General features: G+C 46.1%; 8 protein-coding genes. 5 read left to right on the top strand and 3 right to left on the bottom strand.

The window, feature by feature from the left end:
• Positions 1 to 205 precede the first annotated feature (205 nt).
• Positions 206 to 7,276, bottom strand: coding sequence for a CHAT domain-containing protein (locus tag QUA01_RS07900; protein ID WP_333088956.1), 7,071 nt, complete (start codon positions 7,274 to 7,276; stop codon positions 206 to 208).
• Between the two features lie 556 nt (positions 7,277 to 7,832).
• Positions 7,833 to 9,110, bottom strand: coding sequence for an RNA-guided endonuclease InsQ/TnpB family protein (locus QUA01_RS07895; RefSeq protein WP_333088954.1), 1,278 nt, complete (start codon positions 9,108 to 9,110; stop codon positions 7,833 to 7,835).
• A gap of 142 nt (positions 9,111 to 9,252) precedes the next feature.
• On the opposite strand from QUA01_RS07895, the gene tnpA reads away from it, so the two are divergent.
• Positions 9,253 to 9,597 carry an IS200/IS605 family transposase gene (tnpA, locus tag QUA01_RS07890; protein ID WP_333088952.1) on the top strand — a complete coding sequence of 115 codons (345 nt, stop codon included), beginning with the start codon at positions 9,253 to 9,255 and terminating at the stop codon, positions 9,595 to 9,597.
• A 334-nt stretch (positions 9,598 to 9,931) separates the two neighbouring features.
• Here tnpA and gltD read toward each other — a convergent pair whose 3' ends face one another.
• Positions 9,932 to 11,416 carry a glutamate synthase small subunit gene (gene gltD, locus QUA01_RS07885; protein ID WP_333088951.1) on the bottom strand — a complete coding sequence of 495 codons (1,485 nt, stop codon included), beginning with the start codon at positions 11,414 to 11,416 and terminating at the stop codon, positions 9,932 to 9,934.
• A 107-nt stretch (positions 11,417 to 11,523) separates the two neighbouring features.
• Here gltD and QUA01_RS07880 point away from each other — a divergent pair, with 107 nt between their 5' ends.
• The 4 genes from QUA01_RS07880 (at position 11,524) to cysE (ending at position 15,961) form a co-directional block, all read left to right on the top strand.
• Complete coding sequence (locus QUA01_RS07880; protein WP_333088950.1) at positions 11,524 to 11,763, top strand: hypothetical protein; 240 nt, start codon at positions 11,524 to 11,526, stop codon at positions 11,761 to 11,763.
• Between the two features lie 155 nt (positions 11,764 to 11,918).
• Entirely contained in the window at positions 11,919 to 12,950 is a 1,032-nt protein-coding gene (locus tag QUA01_RS07875; protein WP_333088948.1) for a sulfate/molybdate ABC transporter ATP-binding protein, read from the top strand.
• Positions 12,951 to 13,132: 182 nt separating this feature from the next.
• Positions 13,133 to 15,076 carry an ATP-binding protein gene (locus QUA01_RS07870; RefSeq protein WP_333088946.1) on the top strand — a complete coding sequence of 648 codons (1,944 nt, stop codon included), beginning with the start codon at positions 13,133 to 13,135 and terminating at the stop codon, positions 15,074 to 15,076.
• A 123-nt stretch (positions 15,077 to 15,199) separates the two neighbouring features.
• A complete protein-coding gene (cysE, locus tag QUA01_RS07865; protein WP_333088945.1) occupies positions 15,200 to 15,961 on the top strand; it encodes a serine O-acetyltransferase in 762 nt (253 codons plus the stop codon).
• The last annotated feature ends 29 nt before the right edge of the window (positions 15,962 to 15,990 follow it).

Genomic DNA, 15,990 nt, shown 5'->3' with positions numbered 1-15,990 from the left:
GACAAGAATGCCCTCAAAGTCAACCCCTACTCCCCTTCTTAAGGGGGATGCGAGGGGGATCTCCGGGGCATAAATATGTTAAGTGAACCGTATTGGTTTATAACTTATATCATGTCCGGTTGATTAGCATAAAGGTTAGCTCGTGCGGAGTAAAGTCCGCACTACTAACCAATCTTATTGTTAAAATTAGATGCGCGCCAGTTTATTACCAAGGACTGCCAATTATTGTAAATCCTGCCCAAAATTTTGGGTGAGATAAATCTGAATTTGCTATTTGTTCGACTTTAGTAAGATCGATCGCCCTTTGAGTTCCCACCAACTTACCATCTTTAAATACTACCTGTTTGCGAATCATCGCCAGTTGAGCTTGTCTCAGGGCTTCAGCTTTAATCGGAGCCGATCGCAAATTAGCATAAAACTCCGTCATCAGCGCCAAAGTCGTAACATCCTTAACCTTCCACAAACTCGCCAAAACTGATTTTACACCGCTGCCGACTGCCAGCCCCGCAAAACCCATTTCCGCTGTCGGATCGCCGATCGCAGTTTCGCACGCACTCAGCACCAATAACTGTACTTGTCGGGGATAGTACCACTTAGCCAACCGAAATTCATCCAGCGGCAAAGAGCGCTTCCAAAAATCAATTTCAGCTTCGCTGCGCCCGTATTGATTTTGCGGAAAACTCGCGTGAGTAGCCAAGTGAATAATATCAAAAGATTCTTGCTGGCGCTGTTTTATGAGATTTTCTACCGTAAAATCTTGATTGAGAAAAAAGCGGCCAGGCCACAAGGGCAATTCCGCAGGATTTTGCCCCTTACCGATTGTACCGGCGATCGCAGCTAATTCGATCGGCACTGCAGGCAAAGCAAGTTTATCGATAAATACCGAAGCACCCATTGCCAAAACTTTCGCGTTTTTCAAACTTTGATAACTCGTGCTAGTCAAGCTAACACTGGGAATTGAGCCGAGGCTGTACTTTTCTACTAAAAATTGCTGGCCGTCGTGCAAAGCAGCTAGCGGCAACTGGCGCAAACCCGCATCGAAAGAAAACACTAACGTATCGACATTTAACGCTTCTATATCTGAACTAATCGGCGCAATTAACCACTGGTAAAGTTTCTGAGCAATTGGCAAATATCTTGTATCTGCTGCATCATTTGGCTTAGCCAAAAAGTGGTGAAACTCTTTCACTGTTTTTAGCAAAGTTTCGCTGTTGACAGGAATTTTTTTGATAATCGGAGGGCCGTCGGGAACTACTAAGACTAGCCACAATGCTTCAAAACGGACTAGCGCGTAAACAATAACCGCTTGCTTTCCGGTTTCCTCTTTGATTGTTTTGAGAGTTTCTTTCAGATATTCAATAGTTACTTGTTGGTCGGTCAAATCTTCGCCATAATAATTTTCATAATCTTGTTCAAACAGTTTATCAATTAGACCAACAGCATCATTACCATTACCTTGGTCTAATGTTTGTTCGACGCTCAACCTGCTAATTTCTAAGGGAAAAAGATTAGGGATGGCTGCGGGTGCGGTTGTTGGTGCGGGTGCGGGAGTTGGGGCGGGTGTTGGTGCGGGCGCGGGAGTTGGCACGGGTGCGGGTGCGGGAGTTGGTGCTGGAGTTGGTGCGGGGGCGGGAGTTGGCGCGGGTGCTGGAGTTGGTGCGGGAGTTGGCGAAAAAGTGATTTGGGGAATGTTGGCCAACCAATCAGGCTCTATTTGAGCAACTGGCGGCTCAATAGGCGCAGGATCGGGAGTTGAGACTATCCATCCGTCCGGTTGTTCTGTAGCAGAAGAACCAAGTTCTGGCGGATTTTCTGGCGGCTTTTCCGAAGGCGGTATAAAAGTAAGATTGGGTGCTTTCTCAAGGGGCGGTGGTGTGAGCGAAAAGTTGTTCTTTGAGTCAGAAAATGCCCATTCAAAAGTGTTGCCTCCGGTTTCAGGATTTGGGGTGATGGTGGTTTTTGCTGCTAATAAATCGCCAATTAACAAGCCTAATTGCTGTTGCGGAGTTTGGCTTTGAGTGGGTGCGAGAATCGGTGCGGGAATCGGTGCGGGAACGGGTGAAACAGAAGGTGCAGGTACGGGTTGAATTTGTCCTACAGGCGGGTTGTAAGGGGCTTGAAGGGTTGCGGAGGCTGGATTTTGCCCGATCGCACTTGGAGAAGCGATCGCACTTGGAGGAGCGATCGCACTTGGAGAAGCGACGGGGGCGGTGAGTTGGGCGATCGAGGGAATTGTCGGCGTGACGGATATTCGGGCGGCTGCGCCCGGTGTGGTTGGTGTAGAAGGCTGGGTGGGAAGCCTGCGGGGCGGCAGTGTAAAGAAATTGGTGTTTAGCAATTCTTCGAGTTCGGGAAAATTCTCGAATACGGGCGCGGGTGCGGGTGTTGGTGAAGGAGTGGAAGATGGAGTTTGGTCGATCGGGCGATCGGGTATTGGGGATGCAGTCGCCGTCGGTGAGGCCGTTTCAGTTGCCGGCGACGGCGAGGGAACAGCCGTCGGTGCGGTTCTTGTAGCTAGGGTTATTGGCGACGGAACAGCCCTCGGCGCGGGTGTGGCGGCGGCTGTTGGAGATGGAGTCGCTGTCGGTGCGGGTGTGGCGGCGGCTGTTGGAGATGGAGTCGCCATCGGTGCGGGTGTGGCGGCGGGTGTGGTGGCGGCTGTTGGAGATGGAGTCGCCGTCGGTGCGGGTGTGGCGGCGGGTGTGGCGGCGGCTGTTGGAGATGGAGTCGCCGTCGGCGCGGGTGTGGCGGCGGGTGTGGCTGCGACTGTTGGAGATGGAGTCGCCGTCGGTGCGGGTGTTGGTACGGGCGTAATGGGTGAGGGAACCGAGTTAATTTGAATGCGCTCGCGATTGGATGCGAGACTGAGGTCTTGTCTGTGAGTGTAGGTATAACCGATCTCGGGCAAAATCGTTTGTTCGGGATTGCTATTTCCTCTAGTAATTGCACCAGCAGTTCCATTTTTCTCGGAATTGCCGACAATAAAAGGCGTGATTCCCGCGCCCCCGTGGTTGATAATTATGAAGCCGCCGCGATCGTCTCCTGGACTGGCGGCCGTAGAGATGCTAGCATTGATGCTGTTTCTGTCTGAGAACGAATTGGGCGATCGAAAAAACCTTTGAGTCAAAATCAAAACATCTCCGCCCCTACCGCTTTCCATACTTTCAGCGTTAATTAAACTCAGAACAATGTCGCCCGCACTGCTGCGGTTAATCGCGCTGACATTGCCAGCATTTCCATTGGCCGAAGAGTCAACTTCTCCAGCATTAATATTACCATTGGCATCGAGAAATATATTGCCGCCATTACCAGCGGCCGAAGTGTTGATATTGCCTGCAGTGATATTAGTTCCCGCATTCAAATCAATATTGCTGCCATTATTTTGGGAAGTCGAGTCAAGATTTCCTGTTTTAATTTCTCCCTGTTCGCTATACAAAGAAATCCCGGCTTCCGAGGTGATGTTTTGAGCGGTAATGTTATTAGTTGCAGTAATATCGACCTTCACCGTATTGCTGGGAATATCATCTTGAATATTGACGCTGTTGAGAGGAGTCAGGCTGCCGATCGCACCGCCAAACTGAACAACTCCCGCATTTGGCTTGACCGCGAGATTGTACGGCCCGTCAATTGTAGAATTAAAAGTAATGTCGCCCATCTCCAGAATGTTAACAGAGAGGTTCTCAGACAATGTTACCGGAGCAGCAAATGTAATATTGTTGCGGTTAGTTTCGATAATTCCGCCCGCAGTAATACTATTTGCCTGAATATCTATATTGCCGCCATTCACAGTGGTGCTGGGAGCAAAAGTGCGGGAATTAATACTAGATGTCGCCACATTTTCTTTAGCATTTATGACAACATTTCCGCCTTTGCCATTGGCCGCGGCAGTAATCAGCGGGCCAGCAGTTGTGTCAATATTACCGCCGCTTTGAATGCGAAGATTGCCGCTATTTGCATTGAAGCCACTCAATAATAGGGCGCTACCAATTCCTGCTGTACTGATGTTGGTTCCAGCTTCGAGGGAAATATTGCCGCCGTTGTTGCCGCCGATCGCATTGATGATTCCGCCAGTAGTATCGATCGCCCCGCCACTTTTAAACGTGATTGAGCCGCCGTCTTGATTGCCGATCGCCCGGATGTCGCTGGTAGTAATGTTGCCAGTGCTGGCGGTAATATTAACACTTCCACCCTGCAATTTTCCGCCAGAATTGACATTACCTATTTGAATATTACCGTTAATCGTAGATAGAGTAATGTTGCCACCATTCCCATTAGGAGAACGAGTCGATAATAAATCTAAGCTATATCCTGGTATTTCACTTGGTGTTTCTATGCCATTCTTAGCTTGGAGGTTGATATTGCCAGCATTGCCACTAATATTAGCTTCGGTATTGAGAATGCCTGTGCTAATTTTACCATTCATGCTAGTGAGGCTAATATTACCGCCGCCAGTATCACCTGGTATGTACACGCCTGAAATGCTTAGAAGATTAATATCGCCATTAGCCAAAATGGTTACATTACCGCCAGTACCCTTGCTGTCAGATCGGGCATCTATGGAGCCAGCTACTGAGTTTGCCGATCCAATAGAGATCGCACCTCCACTTGAAAGAAAAATATTACCAGGAGTATTACCAATTGTATCGATCTGACCTGGAGAAATTATAATGTCACCATTGGTAGTCTTGAGGGTAATATTCCCACCCGTTGGGCCTTGAGGGCCACCAGCGCTGATGCTATTCCCATTAAGATTAATTCCATTACCAGCCTCCATAGTTATATTACCACTAACACCATTACGAGAATCGGAATTAACACTCCCTTTTAAGCTAAGGCTCTTATCACCTATCAACGTTATTGCCCCACTATTTTGCAAGGCAGATGAACCAATGCTATTAGTAGTAATATTGCCGCCCGCACTGAGATTAATTGCGCCACCTCTGTTAGTTGAAGTGAACAAGGAACTTTGCAACTGACTTGTAATGATATCGCCCTTAGTGTTGGTAATATTAATATTTCCACCCTGCAATATACCAAAAGTATTTACGCTACCAATATTAATATTTCCATTAGTAGCAGATAAAGTAACGTTGCTGCCATTGCCGTTACTAGAAGTACCCGCGATAATTCCTGTTGTCGGTGTTGTGATGCCACTGTTAGCTTGAATTGTAATATTTCCAGCAGCGCTATCGCCCGTTGCATCGATCGTTCCGATATCAATTGAACCGCCGCTCGTAAGTGCGATCTGCCCGCCGTTTTGAATCGCCTTTACATTGAGAGCGCCAGTCGTAATAGTGCCACCTGCATTCAAAGTAATATCGCCGCCCTTCTTGACAGTGCCAGTGACCAAACTAACTCCTGTAGAAAGTGTACCTGTAAGGATGTTGCCTCCAGCAGTTAAAGATATTATACCACTACTATCATCCATTGTCTGCTCTGTATTAATACTTCCTGTTTGAATGTTGCCTGTAGCTTGCATAATTATAGGGACTGTAGTCTTTGATGTATTAGGACTATAAGCCGCAAAATTTCCTGTTTGAATGTTGCCGCCAGATTGCAAAATTACCGCTCTAGAACCGCCCCAAATCAATTCATAACCCGTAGGAGCGCTATCATAAACTCCAGCGGTACTGGTAAGTCTTATATCTCCATTAAAAATAATATTTCCCGTACCCGAAGTCGTATCTATTTTGATAGATGGACCTATATAAGTTCCAGAAATAATAATGTCACCTATAGCTTGCATAATTACAGGCCCTATGTTCATGTATGTATAGAGATAAGTATCAATACCTCTTGTTTGAATGTTGCCGCCCGATCTCAAAATTACAGCTCGCGAAGTACGCAGAATAAATTCATCCGTGCCGGGAGCACCGCTAGTAATAGTTGTGTCTGGACTCGTAATACTTATATCGCCTGTAAAAATAATATTTCCCGTCCCCGAAGTCGTATCTACCTTGAGGGATGCACCACTGTAACCCCCTGAAGTATAATCACCAGACTGCGTAAAAATCGGATCGTACAAACTGGTAAAATTAGCAGGTTTACCCGACAAATCGAGAATTGACATATTACTGCCACTGCGAAAATGAGAATCTGTAGATATGATGCCATCACTCGCCAAAGTCAAATTTCCACCGCTAATAAACGGCGTTTCCGAAAGATGATTCAGCGCCAAAATATCAATACTTCTATTACCTTGAATATAAAGATTGCCGCCCGCATTCGCCACAAACGGATTCGCCACACTGTCGCGCACCCGCACCGTATCGTCAGCCAGCAAACTCAAATCACCAGTTGTACGCAACAGACTTTCAACTAACGTCAAATTGCCATTAGCTGACAGAGTTGCATTCTGGGCAGTTACTTCTTTAGCAACAACATCTCCATTCTCTACCTGCACGCCACCAGTTAATTCTACTTGCCCTTGAGCATTCACTATCACCCCCGTGGCACTTCCCCCACCACCAGTCAACAACTGCGGCAAAGATGCAACTGGTAACACCCAACTTTGCGGCAAACTACCAGCCACAGATTGCGGTTGAATCTCCAAACTCAATAAATTTCCCGGCTGACTAATTCTAACTAAACTTTGACCCGGAACCGCCGCCACCATAATATTTCCTCCAGGTGCAGCAAGTTGTCCCGCACTCAAAACCGTGCCGCCCAACAAACTAATATTTTGTCCCTGATTCACCGCCAAATTACCAAGATTAATAATTCCTCCCGGCTGTAGATTTGTAAAAGCAAAAGTATTCGGATTTTCGACTAAATTTGTATAATTATTCGTACCAACCGCACTAAACCAATTATTGCCGAAACCGATTCCTGTCGCCGTAGTCGCCGTGAAAGAACCGGGAATATTCAAACTAGAATTTGCACCAAAAACAATCCCCGCCGGATTCATTAAAAATAAATTAACATTGCCGCCCGTAACTTGAATTATGCCGTTAATCAGCGAAGCATCACCGCCGACAACTCGCCCTAAAATATTGCGGATATTGGGATTTGAGATAAAATTGGCAGTTTGTCCTTGAGTTAAACCAAATTGCTGGAAACTGTGAAACAAATTAGTGCCATCGCCGGATTGTTGGCCACCTTGGATGTTGAATTGATTGCCATTCGGTGTGATTTGAGTATTTGTGCCGTCAGCAGCGGGAGTAATTTGGGCCGTGGCTGTTTGGGATGGGGTGAAAAGTCCGATTTCCCCAGTTACTAAGCTGGTAAAAGAGAGGAATGTTAAGATAAATATATTTTTTGTATTGGCTACTTTCATGATTTTTATTATTAAATTAGATTGCGATAATAAATTTCTCAATAATACATAATATCACAATCTTGTAGGGGTTCCCCTTGCCCAAATATTTGAGACCCAACGACGAATCGTATAAACCCGCCCCACCACAAGATTAATTCAAATATACCAATCCCGTAGATACTGTTGACTGTTGACTGTTAACTGTTAACTGTTAACAGTTAACATCATGTATGAGTGCAAGCGGAATTGGTACGATCTGTGCTTGTTGTTTGAGGTACTCCAAATGTTATTGAGTAAGTCCAGCCACAGTCGCTGTGGCTGTTTCTCAACGGTTTTGTTCTGCTGTCGTCATTTTTTGTAAGGAATCGAGTCGCTGCAATAGGGCTTGTAATATCGTTTCCCATAGCATCGGAATTATATATTTTAATCATAGTGCGAGCATCCCCGAAGAGCGAAGTCGATCGCTCTTCGGGGACGCTCGCACTATAATTTCTAGCGAAACTTGTACCAAGCTTTGACACTCAAGCGAGCTGAAGTCACTGAGATTCTGCTGACAGAATAACTTTAGTTATTACTAAAGTCTGATTCTCGCTACGGTAGCCAAACACCGTCTACACAGTCGGTCAAGTTTTACACCTAACTTACTGGCTACTTTTCTTAAAATATTGGCAGCGCCGTTTAGATCCGCATTAATTACAGTTCCATCAGCAGAGCGATACAGTCCACGTTTAATTCGTTTTCCAGATGCTTTCCACTCAGGCGGTTTTTCACCGTACTTGGGTAGGGAGTCTCCATCAAGAAAACTACTTTTGGACGTATATGCTTCTTCTGTTTCGGTGAACTTAATGCCGTGCGAGTTGCACAGTTGGCTCAAACGATCTTTTAACTTTCCTAGTGGCATTTGAACAAACTTTTGATTGTTCAGTTTACCCATATCAACATTGGATTTAAACCCTTGATTCCATCCAACTACTAGATTGCCAATGCCGTATTTCAAACAATGTTCAACAATCAGCTTCGCAGCTTTGTTGACACCATCGCGCATCTGGTGATTGCGCTTACGAGTTACGCGGTCTAACCAACTATCCCAATGATCCGTAGGTTTTCCCTCCTTTCTGGTTGCTACTTTTTTGTTCCAGAGTTGATTTATCGCCTTCATAGCGCGAGCGTCAATCAAGAATGAATTTCCCAGCGTGTCAACACAAGCCGCTAAATTGTCGGCAGTCCCCAAATCAATTGATAATGCTTGACTACGATCTAAATCATGCTGTTGACATTCTACTTCGTAAGACATTTCTAAGTAGAAAGCACCATTTTTAGGGAGAATAGTGAACTCTTTAACCTTTGAACAATCAATGTTTGACGGCATAGGTAGAAGAAATTCAGAAATCCCAAACCAGCGACGCACTGTCAAACCCAAAGAAAATCGTAATTGATTGCCGACAAGTGCTGGCTTTAACCCTCCAGAATTTGGGTAAGCTACTTTGAATAACTTAGACCCTGTTAAGTAGCTCGGTGGCTTAGGTTTAAAGTGCAAATTACCTTGAAGGTATAAGCTTCTCAATTCTTTGAAGCTTTTAAATGCCTCCGTCACCGACATCAAAGTTTGCTGCATGGGTGTTAAAGGCAGCGACTTGGCAACCATCGACCTAGAAATTGACGGTTCAAAAGACAAGTCAAATTTTCCTGCCAGTAGTTTCCCTGTTTTAAAGAAAGTCTGGCGAGCAAAATAGACGGCGCTATTGTAGAGCTTTCCCGACTGGCGGCAGAGATACTGCAACACGGCTTCAACTTCTTTATTGGGAGACAGTAATATTTGCTGTACTCCCATTGTTTTTCTAACTTTAGCCACCTCTTTTTCTTGAAAATTAATTGATTTATTTAGTTTGGGAGACTATAGTAGACAAGTCAATCCATAACAACAAAACTTTATGTTACCACTTCCAGAGTATCAAACCCACAACCACGTCAAGTTCTTGCTTAACTAACATTTTGTGTTTATCCCCAAACGCCAAAAGAAAGTTTTAGTCGGTAGTGTAGCAACTAGGCTTCGAGAAATATTCTTGACACTTGCAATTGAGAAAAATTGGGATATTCTAGCTTTGGAAGTGGCCCCAGATCACGTGCACCTATTTGTAGCGGTTAAGCCGATGGACACCCCGGCTTTAGTAATCAAGGCATTCAAAGGACGTTCTAGTCATCACTTGAGGGCTGAATTCCCAGAATTAAAAAAGCTGCCGTCTTTATGGACGAGCAGCTATTTTGTTAGTACCGCAGGCAATATTAGCAGTGAAGTTGTTAAGAAATATATCGAAGATCCACATCATTCTGCTAATTAAGAAAGACACTCTTGACTGAAGTCCCCCGTGTCGCTTTCCTCTCAGGGCTAAAGCCGCTGAGTTTCCCGCATCCCGTTTGAATTTTTATGAAACTTTTCTGGTTTCTTTAGATTTGCGTTGCTAGCGATGCGATCGCCTGTTTCTTTTAAGATACAAGGGGTGGGTTCACCACAATCTCTGACACCCAACCACAAACTATCTAAACCCGCCCTTCCCCACCCAAATATTACATCAGGATTTAGGTTATTTCGTGGTATCGGGGCGGGTTTACAGAATTTTGGGTTTGTTGCCTCAAAATGTTGATGAACCCGCCCCTATCGGCCCGATCGATCCACTAAGGTAAATCCGTCTCACCCATCAAATAAAGGTCGCACTCGCGGGCCACGCCGCGCCCTTCATTAATCGCCCAAACAATCAAACTTTGTCCCCGGCGACAGTCACCAGCCGCGAAAACTCCCGGAATGCTGGTGGTATATTTTTCGTGCTCCGCCTTCACATTGCTGCGCGCGTCGCGTTCCAATCCCAAGTCATCCAGCAAGGGCTGTTCCGGGCCCAGGAAGCCCATCGCCAGCAACACAAGCTGCGCCGGCAACACTTTCTCGGTGCCCGCGATTTGCTTCGGAATGAACTGTCCTTTCTCGTTTTTCGCCCACTCCACCTCAACGGTGTGCACGGCTTTGACGTTGCCGTTTTCGTCGCCCTCAAACCTTGTCGCCGTGGTGAGATAGCCGCGGGGGTCATCCCCGAATTTGGCTGCGGCTTCTTCTTGGCCGTAATCCAAGCGGTAGACTTTCGGCCATTCGGGCCAGGGATTGTTGGCGGCCCGTTCCGAGGGCGGTTTGGGCAGGATTTCTAGCTGTACCAAGCTTTTGCAGCCGTGGCGGATGGAGGTGCCCACGCAGTCGGTGCCTGTGTCGCCACCGCCGATAATCACGATATCTTTGCCTTCGGCGGAGATGAAGTTGCCGTTGGTGCTCTTGTCTAAAACTGCTTTGGTGTTCGCTGTCAAAAAGTCCATCGCGAAATGGATGCCTTTTAATTCCCGCCCTTCGATTCCTAAGTCGCGGGGTTTTGTCGCGCCGGTACAGAGGACAACTGAGTCGTATTCTTTTAGCAGTTGTTCGGCTGGTAAGTCTTTCCCAACTTCGGTGTTGCAAACGAATGTCACGCCTTCGTCTTCGAGGACTTTGAGGCGGCGCATCACGACTTGTTCTTTGTCTAGCTTCATGTTGGGGATGCCGTACATTAGCAGACCTCCCGGTCGATCGGCTCTTTCGTATACAGTTACCAAATGACCTGCTTTGTTCAGTTGCGCCGCAGCCGACAAACCGGCGGGCCCGGAACCGATGACGGCGATTTTTTTGCCGGTACGTTTGGCGGGCACTTCAGCGGTAATCCAGCCTTCATCCCAGCCTTTATCGATAATTGCGACTTCGATGTTTTTAATCGTCACCGGCGGGTTGTTGATGCCGAGCACGCAAGCGCCTTCGCAGGGGGCGGGACAGACTCTGCCGGTGAATTCGGGGAAGTTGTTGGTTTTGTGGAGTCTGTCAAGGGCTTCTTTCCAGAGTCCGCGATATACTAGGTCGTTCCATTCGGGGATGAGGTTGTTGATCGGGCAGCCGCTGGCCATGCCGCTAATCAGGGAACCCGTGTGGCAAAATGGAATGCCGCAGTCCATGCAGCGCGCGCCTTGGCTGCGGAGTTTGTCTTCCTCCATCGGTAGGTGAAATTCGTCCCAGTTGTGGACTCTCTCGACTGGTGAGAGTTCGGAGGGCAATTCGCGGAGGAATTCGATAAAGCCTGTTGGTTTTCCCATAGTGGTGTTTTGGTTAGAACTTATTCTTGGTAGTTTCTCAAAGGTGAAGCATTGTAGGCTTCTGAATTAACTATTATCATCTCAATTGCGGGCGATCGCAGCTCAGATTGAGCAATTCCTACCTGAAATTTTCAATATCGCCGGGAGTCGGGGAATTGTCGGCAGCCGTCAAATTATCGATCGACAGCAAAGAAACCCGGTTTTTGAGCGGGATTAAAGATTTTAAAGGTTTTGATCCAGTATTTTCGTCCATCAATCCCGGTTTTTGCGTATTTTCAGTATTGCTGATTCTCGGGCGATCGTCCCACCTCTCGAAACCCTCGCGGGTTAACTCTTCCGACTCTTAGCCTCAACTTTCAAGCGCCGTCCCCATCAGGAGGGCTGGAAATACAATACAAAAAGTTACAGACCTTGCAAAATATTATTTTCAGGATATACTACTGTAAATCTGTCGAGTAAGTGGGGTTGGGCTTGTCAACTCCTAAAATAAGTAAATAAACTCATGAGCATTAAAGTTCAGAACGTATCGAAGCACTTCGGCTCCTTTCACGCCATTGACAACGTGAATTTGGAAATTAAAAGTGGCTCTTTAGTCGCGCTGTTGGGGCCTTCTGGTTCCGGGAAATCGACTCTGCTGAGGATGATTGCGGGACTCGAACCGCCGGATACTGGTTCTATTCACCTGATCGGCGAGGATGCTACCCAGCAGTCGGTGCAGGAACGGCATATCGGTTTTGTGTTTCAGCACTACGCTTTGTTCAAACACATGACTATTAAGAAAAATATTGCTTTTGCGATGGAAATTCGCAAAGTTGCTAAAAACTCAATTAGCAGGCGGGTTGATGAACTTTTGGATTTAGTGCAGTTGACAGGTTTGGGCGATCGCTATCCTTCGCAACTTTCCGGCGGCCAGCGGCAGCGCGTGGCTTTGGCGAGAGCTTTAGCAGTTCAACCAAAAGTGCTGCTGTTAGACGAACCTTTTGGAGCATTAGATGCTAAAGTCCGCAAAGAATTGCGATCGTGGCTGCACAACCTTCACAAAGAAGTTAACATCACCACAGTTTTTGTCACCCACGACCAAGAAGAAGCTATGGAAGTAGCCGATGAAATTGTGGTCATGAACAAAGGTAAAGTCGAACAAGTTGGCACTCCTGCTGAAATTTACGACAAACCCGCAACAGCTTTTGTGATGAGTTTTATTGGGCCTGTAAATGTGCTGCCAAATACTGCGGGTTTGTTCGCCAGCAACGGCACAACGGCTCACAATAATGGAGCTGCCCATTCTGATTTAGTGTTTTTGCGCCCCCACGATGTGGAAATTCAAACTAATCCACAGTCTGGTTTTGCCTTAGCAAAAGTCAGCCGCATCATTCATTTAGGACGGGAAATTCAAACCGAATTAGTATTAGAATCAGATCAGATAGTAACAGCTTACGTAAGTCGCGAGCGCTTCGATTATCTACAGCTAAAGCGAGAGCAACAGGTTTATGTCAAGCCCAAACACGCGATGACTTTCCCTGCTTATTCAATTTAAATCAGCGACTGCATCCTACTCAACATACTATCGGGGAGCTTCTACAAAACACTGCTGCGACATATCATTACCAGGCTGGTGCTTGGTAATGCTGTCTCGTGGCTCCAAATCGGAGGAGCTTGCTCCTGAAATTAATTCCCAGGCTGTGACTGGGAACGATTGAAAAAAAGTCAGCGAAGAATATGAATGTTAACAAATTGTTGAATTTAGCAACTAGCACTTTAGTTAGTTATCGCCACTACATCCAGGCAGGATTAACACTTTGTGCAGGATTTGGAATGTCTGCGATCGCCTCTTCAGTCGCGTACAATTGGGAATACAAATTCATGCAAGCAGGACTGCAAGAGCAACTGGATAAAATAGCTACAGACATTCAGAGAGATGTTAGCGGGAATTTAGAAATAATTCGGGCTGCGGGAGCATTTTACAGCGTCTTTGACGGCGTTAAAAACCGAGAAATTAATACATTTGTTGGTGGTGCCCTGTACCGCCATCCGAGCCTCAAGGCGATCGCTTGGCTGCCCCGTGTTTCTGACTCGCCACAATTCCTGACTGATAAAATAGATTTAGGTTTAAATTTGAATTCCAATCGGCTAGCCTTAGAAACAGCCACAAAAAGACAAGAAATTATCGCGACTGACCGCCAAAAATGGTCTTCACCAAATCAACCGAGCGTCCTCGTATTTATGCCAATTTTTGGTCAAGTTTCTGCGGGTGATGCCGCAGCAATGCAGCCCAATTTTTCGGCGGGGGAACCAGAAAAATTGAAAGGTTTTACTCTCGGAGTTTTGCTGGTTGATGCTATAGTTAAATCGGCTTTACAGGAAACTAAACTCAACTTTATTAACGTATATCTTCAAGATGCTATGGCTCCTGAAGCAGAAAAGTTTCTCGCTTTTTACGAAGCGAAGACTAAAAGGATCGTCACCGACGAAAACATTAAAAATAACCTCGAAATCGGGAAAATAGCTTACTGCCCGGACGGCAGCAGTTGCACCCGCATTCTCAATATTGAAAATCGTAGGTGGTTGCTGCAACTGCGGCTAACGCCAGAGTACATTAATCCTCTCAGATTTTGGCGTTCTTTGACTGTTTTAATTTTGGGAACCATCTTAACTTTGGTGGCGACACTTTATCTAATGAGCTTGTGGAATTATACCGCTCGAATTGAAAAAGTAGCAGCAGAACGCACGGCTAAATCTCAACAGCTAGAGCAAACGTTGCAAGAGTTGCAGCAAACTCAAACTCAACTGATTCAGCAGGAAAAAATGTCTGGTTTGGGTTTATTAGTTGCTGGTGTCGCCCACGAAGTTAACAATCCTATTAGTTTTATTTACGGCAATATCCATCACGCCAGCGCATATAGTAGGGATTTGTTGGAGTTGGTAAAACTATACCAAAAACACTATTTATACCCTCCCTCGGAAATTTCAGAGTATTTAGAAAATATTGACTTTGACTTTCTCAGCAAAGATTTGCCGCAACTGCTGTCCTCAATGAAAATAGGAGCCGATCGCATTGTTCAAATTGTCCAATCTTTGCGGAATTTCTCTCGTTTAGACGAAAGCGAGATGAAGCCTGTCAACATCCATGAAGGTATTGACAGCACTCTGCTAATTCTGCAAAGCCGGCTAAAAGCTACAGCCGATCGCCCGTCGATCGAGATTGTTAAAAACTACAGCAATTTACCTTTAGTAGAGTGCTATGCCGGACAATTAAATCAGGTGTTTATGAATATTCTGGCTAATGCGATCGACGCCCTGGAGAGTTACAACCTCGATCGCGGGCCCAAAGCAGCGAAAGCCAATCCGATCGCGATCGCCATAACCACAGAATATTCAAGTCCCGACAAAATAATTGTGCGGATATCTGACAACGGCCCCGGTATGGCCGAAAATGTCAAAAAACGGCTGTTCGACCCCTTCTTTACGACGAAACCGGTCGGAAAAGGGACAGGATTGGGACTGTCAATCAGCTATAAAATTGTCGTAGAAAAGCACAAGGGTACGCTGCGCTGCGATTCGACACCGGGATTGGGCACGGAATTCTCGATCGAGATTCCGCTGCGGCAAGAAGTCAGACAAGCAGTACCGTTTGTTTCACGGAAAATATCGGAGGCAGCTTAGAAAAGGCTGGGGGAAATTTTTTTTCCCATTAACTACTGTAATTAGGTCGGATTACAGTATTATGTGTAATAATGCCACAATCCAGACTGCTTTAGGCAGCTTAAACCGTCGGCACTGCCGATAATGTATAACCAAAACACGGTGAGACTAAATATGTTCACTGACTTGCAAATTATCTACGAACGTGACCCAGCGGCCCGCAACTGGCTGGAAGTATTATTTTGCTATCCCGGACTGCAAGCACTTTTTTTGCACCGGATAGCAAACTGGCTTTATTCCGCTGGGCTGCCGTTTGTACCGCGCTTGATTTCCCAACTGAGTCGGTTTTTAACAGGTATTGAGATCCACCCAGGAGCGAAAATTGGTAGGGGCGTGTTTATCGACCACGGCATGGGGGTGGTAATTGGCGAAACTGCGATCGTTGGAGATTATGCTGTCATTTATCAAGGAGCGACCATTGGTGGCACGGGTAAAGAAATAGGAAAACGGCATCCAACCCTGGGAGAAAATGTAGTGGTAGGGGCCGGTGCTAAAGTTTTAGGAAATATTCAAATTGGCAATAATGTTCGGATTGGTGCGGGTTCGGTGGTGCTGCGGGATGTCCCTAGCGATTGCACAGTTGTAGGAATTCCCGGTCGCATAATTTCTCGGAAAAAGCAGGTGGAAGATGCTCAAAACTCTCAAGACATACCGGATTTGGAAGCTCAAGCGATTCGAGCTTTGTTCGATAGAATTAAGGATTTAGAAGAGCAGGTTGATTTTTTGAAATCTCAATTATCTCCGCTGAGACCAACTCAATCAGAGCAAAAAGAGGCAGAAAAACATGAATTATTCATGTATTCTAATTTATTCATTACAGATTTTTTAGACGGTGCAGGAATCTAGGAAAGCTTGAATTTCTATAGATTTATGCG

Origin of the sequence: Microcoleus sp. S36a_B3, assembly GCF_036700745.1 — a bacterium.
In the GTDB taxonomy this organism is placed as follows: domain Bacteria; phylum Cyanobacteriota; class Cyanobacteriia; order Cyanobacteriales; family Microcoleaceae; genus Microcoleus.
The sequence above is the reverse complement of the archived record's forward strand: the minus strand, read 5'-3'. Positions and strand labels throughout refer to the sequence as shown.

What these genes read in the sequence shown, in the direction of transcription:
- QUA01_RS07870 (WP_333088946.1), top strand. Translation starts at nt 13,133, where the DNA reads ATGAATGTTAACAAATTGTTGAATTTAGCAACTAGCACTTTAGTTAGT.
- gltD (WP_333088951.1), bottom strand. Translation starts at nt 11,416, where the DNA reads ATGGGAAAACCAACAGGCTTTATCGAATTCCTCCGCGAATTGCCCTCC.
- QUA01_RS07900 (WP_333088956.1), bottom strand. Translation starts at nt 7,276, where the DNA reads ATGAAAGTAGCCAATACAAAAAATATATTTATCTTAACATTCCTCTCT.
- cysE (WP_333088945.1), top strand. Translation starts at nt 15,200, where the DNA reads ATGTATAACCAAAACACGGTGAGACTAAATATGTTCACTGACTTGCAA.
- QUA01_RS07875 (WP_333088948.1), top strand. Translation starts at nt 11,919, where the DNA reads ATGAGCATTAAAGTTCAGAACGTATCGAAGCACTTCGGCTCCTTTCAC.